Consider the following 17,254-nt stretch of genomic DNA (forward strand, 5'->3'; position numbering starts at 1 on the left):
GTCACAGTGCTGGGGGCTTGATGGCAGCGACAGTGAACGGCCCGCTCACCGGGGTGCGCGTGGTGGAGCTGGCGGGAATCGGCCCCGGGCCGTTCGCCGCCATGCTCCTCGCCGACCTGGGCGCGGACGTGGTCCGGGTGGACCGGCCGGGCGGCGGAGGCCTGGCCATCGATCCGGCGTACGACCTCACCAACCGCAACAAGCGCTCGGTCCTCGTCGACCTCAAGTCCGCGGACGGCCCGGCCCGGGTCCTCGACCTGGTCGAGCGTGCGGACGTCCTGATCGAGGGCTACCGGCCGGGGGTCGCCGAGCGGCTCGGCGTCGGCCCCGACGCGTGTCTGGCCCGCAATCCGAAGCTCGTGTACGGGCGGATGACCGGCTGGGGCCAGGAGGGGCCACTCGCCCGGAGCGCCGGGCACGACATCGCGTACATCGCGCTCACCGGAACCCTCGGCATGTTCGGCAGGCCCGACGAGCCGCCGACCGTCCCGGCGAACCTCGTCGGCGACTACGCGGGCGGCTCGCTCTACCTGGTCGTCGGCGTACTCGCGGCGCTGCGGCACGCGGCGGGGCCGGACGGCGTGGGGCAGGTGGTCGACGCGGCGATCGTGGACGGCGCCGCGCACCTCGCCACGATGATCCACGGAATGCTGGCCGCGGGCGGCTGGCAGGACCGGCGCGGAGCGAACCTGCTCGACGGCGGCTGCCCCTTCTACGGCAACTACGAGACGTCGGACGGCCGGTACATGGCGGTGGGGGCGCTGGAGCAGCAGTTCTACACCGAGTTCGTCCGGCTCCTCGGCATCGAGGACCAGGCCCCGGCGCGCAAGGACCTCACCCGCTGGGACGAGCTGCGCGGTGTGATCGCCGCCCGGTTCAAGGAGCGGACCCGCGAGGAATGGACGGCGGTCTTCGAGGGCTCGGACGCCTGCGTCGCCCCTGTCCTGTCGTTGCGCGAAGCCCCCACACACCCGCACCTGGCGGCCCGCGGCACCTTCGTCGAGCACGGCGGCCTCACCCAGCCCGCGCCCGCGCCGCGCTTCTCCGCCACACCGGGCTCGGTGCGCCTGCCGCCCGCTCAGCCCGGCGCCGACACCGCGGAAGTGGCCCGCGACTGGGACGTACCGAGCATCGGCACTCCCGGAACGGCAGAGGCAGAGACAGACGCGGACAAGGACAGGGACAAGGACGGCGTCGGCTGATGGAGATCTCCACCGCCCTCAACTACGCGGACGACCCACGCGAGGCCTGCGACCGCATCGCCGCGCTGGAATCGGCGGGCCTGGACGCCGTCTGGGTCGCCGAGGCGTACGGCTTCGACTCGCCCACCATCATGGGCTACCTCGCCGCCCGCACCGAGCGCATGAAGATCGGCGCCGCGATCCTCAACGTCTACTCGCGTACGCCCGCGCTCATCGCCCAGACCGCCGCCGGACTCGACGCGATCTCCGGCGGCCGGGCGCTGCTGGGGCTCGGCGCCTCCGGGCCGCAGGTCGTCGAGGGCTGGCACGGCAAGCCGTACGACAGGCCGCTCGGCCGCACCCGCGAGACCGTCGAGCTGTGCCGTCGCATCTGGAAGCGCGAGGCCATCGACCACCACGGCATCACCGACATGCCGTTGCCGCAGGAGAAGGGCGGCAGGCTGGGCAAGCCGCTCAAGATCCTCACCAGGCCGGTGCGTGACAGGATCCCGATCCACATCGCCTCCCTCGGCCCGGCCAATGTGAAGCTCACCGCCGAGATCGCCGACGGCTGGCTGCCGACGCTCTTCATCCCCGAGAAGGCCCAGCAGGTCTGGGGCGGCGCCCTCGCCGAAGGCGCCGCCGGACGCGACCCCTCGCTGGGCCCCTGCAGACCGTCGCGGGCGGCCTGCTCGCCGTCGGAGCGGACACCGAGCAGCTCCGGGAGCTCGCCCGCCCGCGGATCGCGCTGTACGTCGGCGGCATGGGTGCCAAGGGCAAGAACTTCTACAACGACCTCGCCTACGGCTACGAGGAAGCGGCGGCGAAGATCCAGGACCTCTACCTCGCCGGGAAGAAGAGGGAGGCCGAGGCCGCCGTCCCCGACGAGTTCTGCGAACTCATGTCGCTGTGCGGCCCCGAGGGGTACGTACGCGAACGCATCGAGGCCTTCCGCGAGGCGGGCGTCACCATGCTCGATGTCGTTCCCGTCGGCCCCGAGCCGGCCAAGTTGATCGAAACCGTCAAGGGCTGGCTGTAGGAGGCAGAGTTGAAGCGTCAGATCTTCACCGCGGAGCACGAGGCCTTCCGGGAGACCGTGCGTACCTTCCTGACGAAGGAAGTGGAACCGCACCACGAGCAGTGGGAGCAGGACGGCATCGTCAGCCGTGACGTGTGGCTGGCGGCCGGTCGGCAGGGGCTGCTGGGGCTCGCCGTGCCCGAGGAGTACGGAGGCGGCGGCAACACCGATTTCCGCTACAGCGCCGTACTCGCCGAGGAGTTCGTCCGCGCGGGCGCCTCCGGGCTCGCGGTCGGGCTGCACAACGACATCATCGGGCCCTATCTCACCGGGCTCGGCACCGAGGAGCAGAAGCGGCGCTGGCTGCCGGGTTTCTGCAGCGGCGAGACCATCACCGCCATCGCGATGACGGAGCCGGGCGCGGGCTCCGACCTCCAGGGCATCCGCACGACCGCGCAGGACCGCGGCGATCACTGGCTGCTCAACGGATCCAAGACCTTCATCTCCAACGGCATCCTCGCCGACCTGGTGATCGTGGTGGCGAAAACGACCCCCGAGGGCGGTGCGAAGGGCCTGTCGCTGCTGCTGGTCGAGCGCGGCGCGGAGGGCTTCGAGCGCGGCCGGAACCTCGACAAGATCGGCCAGAAGGCCCAGGACACCGCCGAGTTGTTCTTCAACGACGTACGTGTCCCCAAGGAGAACCTGCTCGGCGAGCTCGACGGCGCCTTCATCCATCTGATGACCAATCTCGCGCAGGAGCGGATGGGCATCGCGGTCGCCGGGATCGCCGCCGCCGAGTACCTCCTGGAGATCACCACGCGGTACGTCAAGGAGCGCGAGGCGTTCGGCCGACCCCTGTCCAAGCTCCAGCACATCCGCTTCGAGATCGCGGAGATGGCCACCGAGTGCGCCGTCACACGTACGTTCCTCGACCGCTGCATCGCCGATCACTCGGACGGGGAACTCGACGCGGTACACGCGTCGATGGCCAAGTGGTGGGCCACCGAACTGCAGAAGCGGGTCGCGGACCGCTGCCTCCAACTGCACGGCGGCTACGGCTATATGACCGAGTACCGCGTCGCCAAGGCGTTCACGGACGGCCGTATCCAGACGATCTACGGCGGTACCACCGAGATCATGAAGGAGATCATCGGCCGTTCCCTGCTGGCCTGACCGCCACCCCTCTCTTGTACGTCACCCTCGAAAGGCAGTTGTCTTGAGTACCGAAGCGTTCGTGTACGACGCGATCCGCACCCCGCGCGGTCGCGGGAAGGCCAATGGCGCCCTGCACGGCACCAAGCCGATCGACCTCGTCGTCGGTCTGATCCACGAGATCCGCCGCAGGCTCCCCGACCTGGACCCCGCCGCCATCGACGACATCGTGCTCGGCGTCGTGGGGCCGGTCGGCGACCAGGGCTCCGACATCGCCCGGATCGCCGCCATCGCGGCGGGGCTGCCCGACACCGTGGCGGGCGTTCAGGAGAACCGCTTCTGTGCCTCCGGCCTGGAAGCCGTCAACATGGCTGCCATGAAGGTCCGTTCGGGCTGGGAGGACCTGGTCCTCGCGGGTGGCGTGGAGTCCATGTCGCGGGTGCCGATGGCCTCGGACGGCGGCGCCTGGTTCGCCGACCCGATGACCAACTACGAGACCGGCTTCGTCCCGCAGGGCATCGGCGCCGACCTCATCGCCACCATCGAGGGATACTCGCGCCGCGACGTCGACGAGTACGCGGCGCTCTCCCAGGAGCGGGCCGCCGAGGCATGGAAGGACGGACGCTTCAACCGCTCCGTCGTCCCGGTGCAGGACCGCAACGGCCTCACCGTCCTCGACCACGACGAGCACATGCGCCCCGGCACCACCGCGGACTCCCTCGGCGCGCTCAAGCCGTCCTTCGCGATGATCGGCGAGCACGGCGGCTTCGACGCCGTCGCGCTCCAGAAGTACCACTGGGTCGAGAAGATCGACCACGTCCACCACGCGGGCAACTCCTCGGGCATCGTGGACGGGGCGGCCCTGGTCGCCATCGGCTCCGGCGCGGTCGGCGAGCGCTACGGCCTCACGCCCCGCGCCCGCATCGTCTCCGCCGCGGTGTCCGGCTCCGAGCCGACCATCATGCTGACGGGCCCCGCTCCCGCCACCCGCAAGGCACTCGCCAAGGCTGGCCTGACGATCGGTGACATCGACCTGGTCGAGATCAACGAGGCCTTCGCGGGCGTCGTCCTGCGCTTCGCCAGGGACATGGACCTCCCGCTGGACAAGATCAATGTCAATGGCGGCGCCATCGCCATGGGGCACCCGCTGGGCGCCACCGGCGCGATGATCCTGGGCACGCTCATCGACGAACTGGAGCGCCGCGACCAGCGGTACGGCCTCGCCACCCTGTGCGTCGGCGGCGGCATGGGCATCGCCACCGTCATCGAGCGTCTCTGATCCCGTCCCTTCCCTCACGGAGTAGCCACCACATGAGCGAGTCCACCACCATCCGCTGGGAACAGGACGAGACCGGTGTCGTCACCCTCGTCCTCGACGATCCCAACCAGTCCGCCAACACCATGAACCAGGCCTTCAAGGCCTCCATCGCGGCGATCGCCGACCGCGCGGAGGCCGAGAAGGACACCATCCGCGGCATCATCTTCACCTCGGCCAAGAAGACCTTCTTCGCGGGCGGCGACCTCAAGGACATGATCAAGGTCGGTCCCGAGCACGCCCAGCAGGCCTTCGACACCGGCACCGCCATCAAGAGGTCGCTGCGCCGCATCGAGACCCTCGGCAAGCCGGTCGTCGCGGCGATCAACGGTGCGGCGCTCGGCGGCGGTTACGAGATCGCGCTGGCCTGCCACCACCGGGTGGCGCTCGACGCCCCCGGGTCCAAGATCGGCCTGCCCGAGGTCACCCTCGGCCTCCTCCCGGCGGGCGGCGGAGTCACCCGCACAGTACGGCTGATGGGCATCGCCGACGCGCTGCTGAAGGTGCTCCTGCAGGGCACCCAGTACAACCCGCGACGCGCCCTGGAGAACGGCCTCGTCCACGAGGTGGCCGCGACCCCCGAGGAGATGCTCGCCAAGGCGCACGCCTTCATCGCGGCCAACCCCGAGTCCCAGCAGCCCTGGGACATCAAGGGCTACAAGATCCCCGGCGGCACCCCCGCCAGCCCGCGCTTCGCGGCGAACCTCCCCGCCTTCCCGGCCAACCTCAGGAAGCAGACCGCGGGCGCCCCCTACCCTGCCCCGCGCAACATCCTCGCCGCGGCGGTGGAGGGCTCCCAGGTCGACTTCGAGACCGCGCTGACCATCGAGGCGCGGTACTTCACCGAGCTGGTCACCGGGCAGATCTCCAAGAACATGATCCAGGCGTTCTTCTTCGACCTGCAGGCCGTCAACGCGGGCGTCAGCCGCCCGAAGGGCATCGAGCCGCGGCCGGTCCGCAAGGTCGCCGTGCTGGGCGCCGGGATGATGGGCGCGGGCATCGCGTACACCTGTGCACGCGCCGGCATCGACGTCGTACTCAAGGACGTGACGGTCGAGGCCGCGGCCAAGGGCAAGGCGTACTCCGAGAAGCTCCTCGACAAGGCGCTCTCGCGCGGCCGTACGACCGAGGCCAAGCGCGGCGAGCTCCTCGCCCGCATCACGCCGACCGCCGATCCCGTCGCCCTCGCGGGCTGCGACGCGGTGATCGAGGCGGTCTTCGAGGACACCGCGCTCAAGCACAAGGTGTTCCAGGAGATCCAGGACATCATCGAGCCCGACGCGCTGCTCTGCTCCAACACCTCCACCCTGCCCATCACCGGCCTCGCCGAGGGGGTGTCGCGCCCCGTCGACTTCATCGGGCTGCACTTCTTCTCGCCCGTCGACAAGATGCCGCTCGTGGAGATCATCAAGGGCGAGCGGAGCGGCGACGAGGCGCTGGCCCGCGCCTTCGACCTGGTGCGTCAGATCAACAAGACGCCGATCGTGGTGAACGACTCGCGCGGCTTCTTCACCTCGCGCGTGATCGGCCAGTTCATCAACGAGGGCGTGGCGATGGTCGCCGAGGGCATCGAACCTGCCTCGATCGAGCAGGCCGCCGCCCAGGCCGGCTACCCGGCGAAGGTCCTGTCCCTGATGGACGAGCTGACCCTCACCCTGCCGCGCAAGATCCGCAACGAGACGAAGCGGGCGGTCGAGGAAGCGGGCGGCAGCTGGCCGGGGCACCCGTCGGACGCGGTCATCGACCGGATGGTCGACGAGTTCGGGCGCCCCGGGCGCAGCGGTGGCGCGGGCTTCTACGAGTACGACGAGGACGGGAAGCGCACGCGGCTGTGGCCGGGCCTGCGCGAGCACTTCAGCAAGCCGGGCGTCGAGATCCCCTTCTCCGACATGAAGGAGCGGATGCTGTTCTCCGAGGCGCTGGACACCGTCCGCTGCTTCGAGGAGGGCGTGCTGACCTCGGTCGCCGACGCCAACATCGGCTCGATCATGGGCATCGGCTTCCCCGCCTGGACGGGCGGCGCGATCCAGTACATCAACGGCTACGAGGGCGGCCTGCCCGGCTTCGTGGCACGCGCGCGTGAGCTCACCGAGAAGTACGGCGAGCGCTTCACCCCGCCCGCGCTGCTGCTGGAGAAGGCCGAACGGGGCGAGAGGTTCAGCGACCCCGACCGGACCTGACCGGCCCGGACGGCGTACGACGTGGCGGGCGGGGCACCGCCCGCCACGTCGGGCCGGACCGACGCCGGGTCAGGCGACGACCTGGTCCACGAAGCCATGCACATTGGCGACGTTGCGGGCGATCTGCTCCTCCGGGGTCAGCGACTCCTCCAGCCGCTTCGCCAGCGCGTTCTTCTTCCGGCCGCGCACATACAGCGAGCAGGCCAGGTCGGCGCAGACGTAGATGCCGAGCGTGTCGCCGTTGCGCCCCGCAGGGCCGGCCTTGCGGGCGCTGAGCAGATCCACGCCGGACCCCGAGTGCGAGGTCACACAGAACGAGCACAGGCTGGTCCTGAGCAGTGACCGCCGGCCGCCCGGCGCCGCGCGCAGCGTGAGGCCGACGAGTCCGTCCTGCCGCCCGATCACCAGGTAGCCGCGGTCGGCCGCACCCGGATCGCGCCAGCCGAGGAAGTCGAGGTGTTCCCAGGGCTGATCGGCGAGATCCCGGGGCAGGTTGATCCGGCGTGCCTCGCCCTTGGAGCAGTTGACGAAGGACGCACGGATCTCTTGTTCGGTGATTGCTTCCACGTTGCCGGAAATTAGCACGCCGAACAAGTACGTGTCGTACGAATATATGCGGCCGGTGGCCAAAACGGCGGGCGGGCCGCGGCGGTGGCCCGCCCGCCGTTCACTCCGCGACGAAGGCGGCCCGCAGCTCTTCCTTGAGGGACCGCTGGAACGCCGTGACCAGCGCCTGGAGCACCATCGGCTGCATATGGGCCGACAGCGACTTCATCGCCTCCACATGCTCCGGGTCCGACTCGCGCTCCCGGTAGGGCCCCCACACCTCGTCCTTGAAGAGGTGCGTCAGCGCGTGGGCCGCCGACCGGGTGTGCTCCAGCAGGATCGTGCGGGCGGCGAGAATCGTCTCCTGCGCGATGGGTACGCCGAGGAGCTGCACGCCGAGGGCCAGCAGCCCGGGGTCGACGTGGAAGGTGTCGGGGGTGTCGGCGCGCCGCAGGACGTTCATCGCGGCGAGCCGGTCGATGTCCCCGTCCGACAGGGGGCGGCCGGCCCGGCGCTCCAGCTCCGCGCGGGTCGCGTCCTCGGCCGTGTCGGGGACCCAGGACGCCACCAGGGCGCGGTGGATCGCCAGGTCGTGGGCGCTCAGGTCGGGCGGCAGCTGCTCCAGATACCGCTCGATGGCGGCCAGCGTCATGCCGTGGTGCTGGAGCTCCTCGATGAGCGCCAGCCTGGAGAGGTGCGCGTGGCCGTAGTGGCCAACGCGGCGCGCTCCGATCGCGGGGGGCGGCAGCAGACCGCGGGTGCTGTAGAAGCGGATCGTACGCACCGTGACTCCGGCCCGTGCGGCCAGTTCGTCAACCGTGAGCGTCTGCTCCTCGGTGTCCGTCGTCATGTCTGCGCCTCGCTTCCACTGCCGCTGTCGCCGCTGTGCTCCAATGCGGTGCAACAGTATTGCTGTCTCACCACTGTTGTGAAAGCGTCCGGCCAATCCATGGCGACAGGAGCCGGTCATGACCACGATCCTGCGACTTCCCGATGAGCCCGCGGAACTCACCCTTCCCGCGTTGCTGCTGCGCAATGCGCAGGATCACGGCGACCTTCCGGCGCTGTCCTGGCGAACGGCGGGCGCGGGGCGAGCGGGAGAGGCGGCCGGGTGGACCACGCTCACCTGGGGCGAGGTGCGACGCAAGACCGCCGTCCTGGCCGCCGGCTACGCGGCGCTCGGGGTGCGGCGCGGCGAGCAGGTCCTGATGATGATGGGCAACCGGCCCGAGCACTGGCTCACCGACCTCGCCCTCACCCACCTCGGGGCGATCCCCGTGACGGTGTACGGGACGGCCGCGCCGGAGCAGATCGCGCACATCGCCCGGCACGGCCGCGCCCGCTTCGCGGTCGTCGAGGGCTTGCGTGAGGTGGAGCTGTGGGAGCCGATGCTCGCGGACAGGTCGGTGCCCCTGGAACGGCTGGTCGTGGTCGAGGCGGCTGCCGCCGGGACCCACCGCACGTACGGCTCCCTGCACGCCACGGGCAGCCGCCTGCACCACGCGGACGGCTTCGAGAAGGGCTGGCGCGAGACGCGCGCCGACGACGTGCTGACCGTCGTCTACACCTCGGGCACGACCGGCGACCCCAAGGGCGTACCGATCACGCACCGCATGGTCGTACGCAACGGACTCGCCCTGGACCGGGTCGTCGAACTCCCCGACCACGTCGACCACATCTGCTACCTTCCGTTCGCCCATGTCGCCGAGCGCATGCTGGGCATCTATCTGCCGGTGTTCCGCGCCTCGCACGTCCATCTGTGCACCGATCCGGCCGCCGTGGCGGCGACGGCGCGCGAACTGCGCCCGGCGCAGTTCTTCGGCGTACCCCGGGTGTGGGAGAAGCTCGCCGCGTCCGTCCGGGCGGCGCTGTCGTCGCTGCCCGCGGAGCGGCGGGCCGTGATCGAGGCGGCGGCGGGGACGGCGCGTGAACACGTGGCGTACCGCGAGCGGGGCGAGCGCCCGCCCGCCGACCTCGACGCCGCTTACCTGCGGGCGAAGGCGGAGATCCTCGATCCGCTCCTCGCCCTGGCCGGGTTCGACCGGCTGAGGTGGACCGCGAGCGCGTCCGCGCCGATGCCGCAGGACGTGGTGCGGTTCTGGGCCGGGTTCGGGGTGGTGATCATGGACGCCTGGGGTCTGACCGAGACGGTCGGCGTGTGCACGGCCAACGGCCCGTCCGCCTTCCGGCTCGGCTCGGTGGGCCGCCCCCTGGAGGGCCTGGAACTGCGGATCGCGCGGGACGGCGAGATCCTGGTGCGCGGGGACACGGTGTTCGACGGATATCTGCGGGCGGACGGCTCGGTGGAGGGCGCCCTCGACGCGGACGGCTGGTTCGCGACGGGGGACATCGGCCGGATCGACGAGGACGGCTACCTCTGGCTCACCGACCGCAAGAAGGAAATGATCATCACGTCGAGCGGCAAGAACGTCTCGCCGGCGCTCGTCGAGAACGCCCTGAAGGAACACTCCCTGATCGGCCAGGCCCTGGCCCACGGCGACGGCCGCTCCTACCTGGTGGCACTGCTGGTCCTGGACGCGGAGACGGCCCCGGCATGGGCGGCCGGGCAGGGGATCGAGAGCGAGGGGGACCTCGCGGCCCTGGCCGGGCACCCCGCCGTTCGGGCCGAGATCGACCGCGCGGTCGTAGCGGTCAACGCCCGCCTCAACCGCACCGAGCAGATCAAGCGCTACCGGCTGCTGTCGAGGGAATGGGGCCCGGAGACGGGCGAGTTGACCCCGTCGCTGAAGATGCGCCGCCGGGTGATCCGCGACCGGTACGCGGACGACATCGAGGGGCTGTACGACGGAGCCTGACGGGACGGTCGCGGGACGGGCCCGATTGTCAGTGGCGGCTCGTACGGTGGTGCCATGTCGGAGATCGGTTATGTACGGGGGGACGCGACCGCGCCGCAGGGCAAGGGCGTCAAGATCATCGCGCATGTCTGCAACGACCTGGGCGGCTGGGGCAAGGGCTTCGTGCTGGCGCTGTCGCGCCGCTGGCCCGAGCCGGAGACGGCGTACCGGCGGTGGCACCGGGAGCGGGCCGCCAATGAATTCGGCCTCGGCGCTGTGCAGTGCGTCCAGGTGGAGCCGTACATCTGGGTGGCCAACATGGTCGGACAACACGGAATGCGCACCGGGAGCAAGGGCGTCCCCGTGCGGTACGAGGCCATTGACCGGGCTCTCGGGGCGGTGGCGGGCCGAGCCGCCGATCTGGGCGCATCGGTCCACATGCCGCGCATCGGGTGCGGGCTGGCGGGCGGCAAGTGGTCGCGGATCGAGCCGCTGGTGGGGGAGCGGCTGGTGAGACGAGGCATATCGGTGACGGTCTACGAGCGCTAAGAGTGATCGGCACGGCCCCGGGCCCCCGGCCCGCCCGTCCCGGTCTCCTGCTCCCGGGACGGGCGGGCCGGGGCGCGTCGTGGCGTCGGCCCGCGCCGTGCGGTCAGCGACCGCCCGCGATGACCGGGTAGTGGTCGCTCAGGTTCGTGTACGTGTACTTCTTGCCCCAGCTGGAGACCGTCCAGGGAGCGCTCTGCTCCTTGAGCACGTCGTTCTTCCAGCCGGCCGGCTTGGCGTGGCCCGCCCGGTGCAGGACGTAGTCGAGGTCCTCGCGCGGGTCGTCGGGGTAGCGCTCCGCGGCGATCGAGTTGTCCGCGGTGTCGAAGGAGTACGGGTGGCCGGTGCGTGAGTCGGCGGCCGTGAGGCCCGCGTCGGCGAGCATCGAGGCGTACTCGGCGCTGTGCGAGTCGACATTGAAGTCGCCCGCGACCAGGACCTGCTCCGAGGCGGGGATGTTCTTGGCGTCGAGGAAGGCGTCCATCGCCTTGAACTGTCGGCTGCGCATCTGCGCGGCCTCGCCCGCCCCGCAGCCCGGGTCGGTGGACTGCGTGTGGGTGCCGACGACGTGCACCTTGGCGCCGTTCACATTGAGGACGGCGTATACGAAGCCCTTGTTCGAGTACCAGTCGGAACCGCATGCGTCCTGGTAGACGTACTGCTCCTTGCGCACCACCGGCCACTTGCTGAGAATCGCGACCCCACCGTCCTCGGGCGTCGTCGCGGAGTACGACCCGCCGGTCGCGTCCCAACCGTCCTTGCTACGGCCCATCACGGGCGTCTGGTGCGGGTACTGCGCGGCGGCATTGCTCTTGAGCGCGTCGGAGGCGCCGTTGTCGAAGGCCTCCTGCACGACCACCACGTCGTTGCCCTGGAAGAAGGAGGCCTCCGGAATCGTCTTCGCCCGGTGGTCCTGGCCCCAGTTGGGGTAGAGAGTCTTGCTGAAAAGGAACGTGTTGTAGGTCAGCACCTTCAGCGAAGGCGCGTCGGCCGCGGGAGTCTCGGGCGCCGCCGAGGCGGACGGGCCGGTCGCGGCCAGAGTGACGGCCGCGAGGGCGGTGGCCAGGGCTGCGCCAGGAATACGGCGGAGCGCGGAGTGAGGCACTGGATCTCCCGATGCTGGTGTGGGGGTTGGACCGGCGCCGCACATCAAATCAGCCAGAGTTACTTCCCGGTAGCCATTGGGCACCACCGGGTCGGCCGGTTGCCCACGATCAAGCCAACTCTCATTCGCCAGGGCCCCTGGCCGGTGCCAGGGAGGGGGAGAGGGCGACCGGCGCGCCCGGGTGCGGCGATATCGCGGATCACCGGGCCGCCCCGTGATCGCATACTGGATCACAAGCCCGCCGACCCCTTGGAGTCACCCGATGAAGCCCGGTGGACAGGATCCGGCGCCGCCCCCGCCCGGCGGTGTGCTGTGGAGCGTCGCGGGTGACGTGCGCGCGCTGCTGATGCTCCCCGCAGCGCTGACCATGCAGGTCGCGCACCCGGCCGTCGGCGCCGGAGTCGACGAGCACTCCGTGTTCCGTACGGACCCCTGGGGGCGCGGCGAGCGATCCGTGCGATCCGTGCAGCTGTGGGTGTACGGGGGAGAGGCGGCCGCCGACGAGGGCCGCAGGCTCCGGCAGCTGCACAAGTCCATCCGGGGCGCCGACGCGCACGGCCGCCGCTATCACGCGCTCGACCCGCAGTACTACGCCTGGGTCCACGCCACCGGCTTCCCCTGTTACCAGCACGCGCTGCGCTACCTCGCCCGCCCGCTCACCGACGCGCAGGAGCGGCAGTTGTACGCGGAGTGGCTCCGGGTCGGCCGGATCCTCGGCATCCACGACCGGGACATGCCGCAGACCGTCGAGGAGTTCTGGCCGTACTACCGCAAGATGCTGGCCGAGGAGATCGAAGCGACCGTGGTGGTACGCGAACTGCTTGCCCCCGACAGCCCGGTGCCCGCCCCCTCCCTGGGCCCCCTCCCGGTGCGCCTGCTGCTGAGGGCCCTGTGGCCGCACCTGCTGCCGCCGCTCGCCCGCTTCAGGTCCTTCGTGACCGTCGGCTTCATGCCGCCGGACGCCCGCGAGGCGATCGGCCTGGAGTGGAGCGACGCGCAGGAGCGCAGGCTTCGGCGGTTCGGCCGCGTCGTGCGGGTCGTGGTGCCGTCGCTGCCCGAGCGGTTGCGTTATCTGCCGCGCGCCAGGGCGGCGAGGGCGCGGTACCGCGCCGACCGGTAGGCGGGCGAAAAGGGCTCAGGGCCCAGGGCAGAACGTAGGGCCTGGCGTGTGAGAGCGCTCTCACGAGGTTGCGTCAGAGAGTGCCCTGATTGCTCTCGCTCCGCCAAGGTTCCTCGATGCGTCAAGACTCGAACGCATGGCGACGGCGGGTAGTCCCAACTGGCGTCTGTGTCACAAGTATTGACACTCCCATTACAGGAGTTTTACGTTCCCTCTCATCTGAGAGCGCTCTCGGACGCCCGTTCCTCCACGATTTCGAGGTGCCGTCCATGCCAGCCCCCCGCCTCAGATCGGCCTCCGCGCTGATCCTGGTAACCGCTCTGGCCGCAGTCGGTCTGGGCTCCGCCGCCGCTCCCGCGGCAGCCGCCACCATCCCTGTCGGTTCGGGCAGTTACTCCGATGTGCGCCCCGCCGGCGCTTCGGGCCCCACGACCAACACCGGCGCACCCGTCACACCCAAGGTGACACCGGCCGCGAAGGACAAGCCGGTGCCCACCAACGACTGGTGGTCCTCCCTCGCCTTCCAGCGCTACGGCGACAATCCGCACTCCACACCCATGTACGGGCATCCGCTCACCTATCAGGCCACCCGCGGCGGCCTCGAAGTCGGCTACCCGACGAGCCCCGCCATCGTCGGTGACGGCCGCCAGTACGAGTTCGCGCACAAGGCCGACCTCACCCTCGGCCTGACCGGGCTCAACTCCCCGGACACCAAGGCCGACGACTGGTCCGACTGGACCGTCACGCCGTACTGGTCCGACGGGACCCGCACCCTGCGCACCACCATCGGCCACGGCATGCCGTACGTGTACGCCAAGGGCTCCGGCGGCAACGCCCAGATCACCACTGCCGCCGCGCCCACCGTCTTCGCCGACCAGGGCAATGTCCTGGGCATCACCGTCGCGGGCCACCACTACGCACTGTTCGCGCCGACCGGCAGCGACTGGAACGTATCGGGGTCCACCGTCACCGCCGGGCTCGGTTCCAAGGACTACTTCTCGCTCGCCGTGCTGCCGTCCGCCGACGCCCTCGCGACGTACAAGAAGTACGCCTTCAGCTTCGTCTCCGGCTCCAAGGCGACGTGGAGCTCGGAGGCCGGCACGGTCAAGGCGACGTACGCCCTCACCACCGAGGCCAAGGAGGGCACCGAGAGGGGCACCCTGCAGGCCCTCTACCGCCACCAGTGGCTGCACACCACCGACCCGCTCACCCCGTACACCTACGTGTCACCGCGGGGCACGATGAAGGTCCGCGAGGCCACCTCCTTCAGCACCAGCCAGCGGGCCTCGGGCGTACTGCCGGCGCTGCCGAAGTCGAGCGGCGTCGACACGGCCAGACTCAGGGGCTATCTGAACGAGGTGGCGAACGCGGCCGACCCGTTCTCCGGCGCCACCGACACCTACTGGACCGGCAAGGCCCTCGGTCGCCTCGCCCAACTCGTTCCCGTGGCCGACCAGATCGGCGAGACCGCCACCCGCGACAAGCTGCTCGGGCTGATGAAGGGGCGCCTCCAGGACTGGTTCACGGCAGGTGGCGTCAGTGAGTTCAGCTACGACAAGGACTGGAAGACGCTGACCGGCTACCCGGCGTCGTACGGCAGCGACACCGAACTCAACGACCACCACTTCCACTACAGCTACTACGTCTACGCGGCCGCGATCGTCGCGCAGTACGACCCGGCCTGGGCCGCCGACTCCGCCTGGGGCGGCATGGTCAAGACCCTGGTGCGCGACGCCGCCAACCCCAGCCGCACCGATGCCACTTTCCCCTTCCTGCGCGGCTTCGACGTCTACGCCGGGCACAGCTGGGCCTCGGGCCACCAGGGCTTCGCGGCGGGCAACAACCAGGAGTCCTCGTCGGAGTCCACCAACCTCAGCGCGGGACTCGTCCTGTGGGGCGCCGCGACCGGCGACACCTCGCTGCGTGACCTCGGGACGTTCCTGCTGACCACCGAGGCGGAGGCCATCTCGCAGTATTGGTTCGACGCCGACCAGCAGGTCTTCCCGTCCTCCTACGGCCACGACACGGTCGGCATGGTGTGGGGCAGCGGAGCCGCGTACGCCACCTGGTGGACCGCGAACCCCGAGGAGATCCACGGCATCAACGTCCTCCCGGTGACAGGCGGTTCGCTGCACCTCGGTCGTAAGAAGGACGCGATCAAGCGCAATATCGCGGAGATGGAGCGCGAGAACGGCGGCCCTGCCGTCGAATGGCGCGACCTCCTCTGGGAGTTCGAGTCGATCGCGGACCCGGGAGCGGCGAAGACCAAGTGGGACGCGGGCCACGCGGGTTACACCCCGGAGCAGGGTGAGTCCAAGGCGCACACCTACCACTGGATCAACACGCTCGACACGCTCGGCGCCCCCGACGCGTCGGTGGCCGGGGACATCCCGACCTCCGCGGTCTTCACCAAGGGCACGGTACGGACCTACGCCGCGCACAACCACGGCTCCACGGCCCGCACGGTGACCTTCTCGGACGGCGGCAAGCTCACCGTCGCGGCCCGCTCGACGGCGACCGGCACCGGCACCGGTGGCGGCGACCCGGACCCGGATCCCGACCCGCCCACCGGCAACACCTTCCAGCTGCGCACCGGAGGAGCTCTCACCACCGCGATCGGCACCACGGCGGGCAGCGACACCATCGCCTCCGCGGGCGGCGGCAACCACGACGGCACCCCGAACAACCCGCAGAGGTACGAGGTCAAGAACGTCACCGGCGCGGTCAAGTCGGGCGCGTCCACCTCGTTCCGCCTCCAACTGGACGCGGGCTCCGCGGTCGGTCTCGGCCAGCAGGCCAGGATCAGCTACGACCTCACGGGGGACGGCACCTTCGAAAGGACAGAGACCTACAACTACTTCGCGACCGATCCGGTGGCGGGCTGGGAGGAGTACGGGCAGTCCCGCGGCCTCAAGTCGGCGACCGGCACACTCGGCGCCCTCAAGGGCGGCACCGTACGCCTGGAGGTGTGGAACGCCATCGGCAACGGAACGGCCAAGGTCCTTACCGGCACGGACCGTTCGAGCCTGGTGATCCCCTTCCAGTGAAATCAGTGAATCGGTGAACGAGTGAACCGTCCGCCGCCGGTCCGGTGACCGGTGGCGGGCCACGCGGCGGGTCCCGGTCGTCAGGCCGAGGCCCGCCGCACCAGTTCGGTCGGCATGATCACCGAGGCCGGCGCGCCCGATTCCGGGCCGCCGTCCTCGCTCAGTACCCGCATCAGCAGCCTCACCATCAACCGGCCCATGCCCTCGATGTCCTGACGGACCGTCGTCAGTGGCGGATCCGCCGACTCGGCGAGCGACAGCACGTCGTCGAAGCCGACCAGCGCGACATCCTCGGGCACCCGCCGGCCCCGCTCGCGCAGCACCCGCAGGGCGCCCGCGGCCATCAGGTCATTGGCGGCAAAGACCGCGTCCAACTCCGGGCGTCGCTCCAGCAGTTCCGTCATGGCGAGGGCCCCGCTCTCCACGGTGAAGGCGCCCTGCGCGATCAGCCCCGGATCCGCGTCGAGCAGCACGTCGCGGTAGCCGTCGATGCGATCGAGGGCGGAGGTCTGGTCGCGCGGGCCCGCGATGTGCGCGATGCGCTCGCGGCCCAGGCCGACGAGATGGTGCACGGCCTGCCGGGCGCCGCCGCGGTTGTCGCAGTCGACGTACGGGACCGCGCGCTCGGAGTCGGTGCCCGACCAGCCGGGGCGCCCACCGAAGACGGTCGGGAGCTTCACCCGGCGGATGACGGCGGGCAGTTCGTCGTCGTTGTGCAGCGAGAAGGCGAGCGCACCGTCGACGTGGCCGCCGCCGAGGTAGCGGGCGATGCGGTCGTAGTCGCCGGGGCCTTCGACCCACAGAAGCACCAACTGTGAGTCGTGTGCGGTCAGTTCCCTGCTGATCCCGCGCAGCTGCTGCTCGAAGAACGGATCGGAGAAGATCCGGAAATCCGGCTCGGCGATGATCACGGCGACCGCGCCGTTGCGCCGGGTGACCAGGGAACGGGCCGCGTGGTTCGGGACGTACCCCAGATCGTCGACGGCCCGGCGGACCTTGTCGACCAGCGGCTGCCGCACACCGGCGCCGCCGTTGACGACGCGGGAGGCCGTGGCGCGGGAGACACCGGCACGGGCCGCGACGGCTTCCAGAGTGGGGCGGGACCCAGCGGACTGCTCGGGCACTGCGAACGCTCCTCGGCTGCTCGGGGCGGCAGCGGGAGAGGGCTGCCGGATGGCAGGCTACCGGGTCGCGCGGATCTTCAGAGAGCGCTTTCAGTAGCCTGCCGCCCACGGTACGCGGCTGGGCG

12 protein-coding genes and 1 pseudogene are annotated in these 17,254 nt (G+C 70.5%); 9 read left to right on the plus strand and 4 right to left on the minus strand.

Going from position 1 to position 17,254, the window contains the following annotated elements; all coding sequences use genetic code 11:
- Window positions 1–20: 20 nt before the first annotated feature.
- The 5 genes and pseudogenes from ACLLJJ_RS37895 (at window position 21) to ACLLJJ_RS37915 (ending at window position 6,846) form a co-directional block, all read left to right on the plus strand.
- On the plus strand, window positions 21–1,202 hold the full coding sequence (locus ACLLJJ_RS37895; protein ID WP_434599244.1) for a CaiB/BaiF CoA transferase family protein: 1,182 nt from the start codon (window positions 21–23) through the stop codon (window positions 1,200–1,202).
- A 65-nt stretch (window positions 1,203–1,267) separates the two neighbouring features.
- Window positions 1,268–2,220 (plus strand): annotated as a pseudogene (locus ACLLJJ_RS37900) (LLM class F420-dependent oxidoreductase).
- A 9-nt stretch (window positions 2,221–2,229) separates the two neighbouring features.
- On the plus strand, window positions 2,230–3,372 hold the full coding sequence (locus tag ACLLJJ_RS37905) for an acyl-CoA dehydrogenase family protein (RefSeq protein WP_434599245.1): 1,143 nt from the start codon (window positions 2,230–2,232) through the stop codon (window positions 3,370–3,372).
- Between the two features lie 43 nt (window positions 3,373–3,415).
- Window positions 3,416–4,630, plus strand: a complete 1,215-nt coding sequence (locus ACLLJJ_RS37910; protein WP_434599246.1) for an acetyl-CoA C-acetyltransferase — start codon at window positions 3,416–3,418, stop codon at window positions 4,628–4,630.
- Between the two features lie 32 nt (window positions 4,631–4,662).
- Entirely contained in the window at window positions 4,663–6,846 is a 2,184-nt protein-coding gene (locus tag ACLLJJ_RS37915; protein ID WP_434599247.1) for a 3-hydroxyacyl-CoA dehydrogenase NAD-binding domain-containing protein, read from the plus strand.
- A gap of 69 nt (window positions 6,847–6,915) precedes the next feature.
- Here ACLLJJ_RS37915 and ACLLJJ_RS37920 read toward each other — a convergent pair whose 3' ends face one another.
- Both ACLLJJ_RS37920 and ACLLJJ_RS37925 read right to left on the minus strand, forming a co-directional pair.
- A complete protein-coding gene (locus ACLLJJ_RS37920) occupies window positions 6,916–7,413 on the minus strand; it encodes an FBP domain-containing protein (RefSeq protein ID WP_434599248.1) in 498 nt (165 codons plus the stop codon).
- Window positions 7,414–7,513: 100 nt separating this feature from the next.
- Window positions 7,514–8,242 carry a MerR family transcriptional regulator gene (locus ACLLJJ_RS37925; protein WP_434599250.1) on the minus strand — a complete coding sequence of 243 codons (729 nt, stop codon included), beginning with the start codon at window positions 8,240–8,242 and terminating at the stop codon, window positions 7,514–7,516.
- Window positions 8,243–8,360: 118 nt separating this feature from the next.
- Between ACLLJJ_RS37925 and ACLLJJ_RS37930 the strand changes: the two genes are divergently transcribed.
- Both ACLLJJ_RS37930 and ACLLJJ_RS37935 read left to right on the plus strand, forming a co-directional pair.
- Window positions 8,361–10,208, plus strand: a complete 1,848-nt coding sequence (locus tag ACLLJJ_RS37930) for an AMP-dependent synthetase/ligase (protein WP_434599251.1) — start codon at window positions 8,361–8,363, stop codon at window positions 10,206–10,208.
- A gap of 54 nt (window positions 10,209–10,262) precedes the next feature.
- Window positions 10,263–10,736, plus strand: coding sequence for a macro domain-containing protein (locus ACLLJJ_RS37935; RefSeq protein ID WP_434599252.1), 474 nt, complete (start codon window positions 10,263–10,265; stop codon window positions 10,734–10,736).
- Between the two features lie 103 nt (window positions 10,737–10,839).
- On the opposite strand, the gene sph is transcribed toward ACLLJJ_RS37935, so the two are convergent.
- Window positions 10,840–11,838 (minus strand): sphingomyelin phosphodiesterase, encoded by a 999-nt coding sequence (gene sph / locus ACLLJJ_RS37940; RefSeq protein ID WP_434599253.1) that lies wholly within the window; start codon window positions 11,836–11,838, stop codon window positions 10,840–10,842.
- A 262-nt stretch (window positions 11,839–12,100) separates the two neighbouring features.
- Between sph and ACLLJJ_RS37945 the strand changes: the two genes are divergently transcribed.
- The gene (locus ACLLJJ_RS37945; protein ID WP_434599255.1) at window positions 12,101–12,958 is read left to right on the plus strand and encodes an oxygenase MpaB family protein; all 858 of its coding nucleotides are present in this window, start codon (window positions 12,101–12,103) and stop codon (window positions 12,956–12,958) included.
- 269 nt (window positions 12,959–13,227) lie between these two features.
- Window positions 13,228–16,005, plus strand: a complete 2,778-nt coding sequence (locus ACLLJJ_RS37950) for a glycosyl hydrolase (protein ID WP_434599256.1) — start codon at window positions 13,228–13,230, stop codon at window positions 16,003–16,005.
- Window positions 16,006–16,085: 80 nt separating this feature from the next.
- On the opposite strand, the gene ACLLJJ_RS37955 is transcribed toward ACLLJJ_RS37950, so the two are convergent.
- Window positions 16,086–17,129, minus strand: coding sequence for a LacI family DNA-binding transcriptional regulator (locus ACLLJJ_RS37955; protein ID WP_434599257.1), 1,044 nt, complete (start codon window positions 17,127–17,129; stop codon window positions 16,086–16,088).
- Between the last annotated feature and the right edge of the window lie 125 nt (window positions 17,130–17,254).

Origin of the sequence: Streptomyces sp. A5-4 (assembly GCF_051131715.1) — a bacterium.
GTDB lineage: Bacteria > Actinomycetota > Actinomycetes > Streptomycetales > Streptomycetaceae > Streptomyces.

What these genes read in the sequence shown, in the direction of transcription:
- ACLLJJ_RS37935 (WP_434599252.1), top strand. Translation starts at nt 10,263, where the DNA reads ATGTCGGAGATCGGTTATGTACGGGGGGACGCGACCGCGCCGCAGGGC.
- ACLLJJ_RS37945 (WP_434599255.1), top strand. Translation starts at nt 12,101, where the DNA reads ATGAAGCCCGGTGGACAGGATCCGGCGCCGCCCCCGCCCGGCGGTGTG.
- ACLLJJ_RS37915 (WP_434599247.1), top strand. Translation starts at nt 4,663, where the DNA reads ATGAGCGAGTCCACCACCATCCGCTGGGAACAGGACGAGACCGGTGTC.
- ACLLJJ_RS37930 (WP_434599251.1), top strand. Translation starts at nt 8,361, where the DNA reads ATGACCACGATCCTGCGACTTCCCGATGAGCCCGCGGAACTCACCCTT.
- ACLLJJ_RS37950 (WP_434599256.1), top strand. Translation starts at nt 13,228, where the DNA reads ATGCCAGCCCCCCGCCTCAGATCGGCCTCCGCGCTGATCCTGGTAACC.
- ACLLJJ_RS37925 (WP_434599250.1), bottom strand. Translation starts at nt 8,242, where the DNA reads ATGACGACGGACACCGAGGAGCAGACGCTCACGGTTGACGAACTGGCC.
- ACLLJJ_RS37895 (WP_434599244.1), top strand. Translation starts at nt 21, where the DNA reads ATGGCAGCGACAGTGAACGGCCCGCTCACCGGGGTGCGCGTGGTGGAG.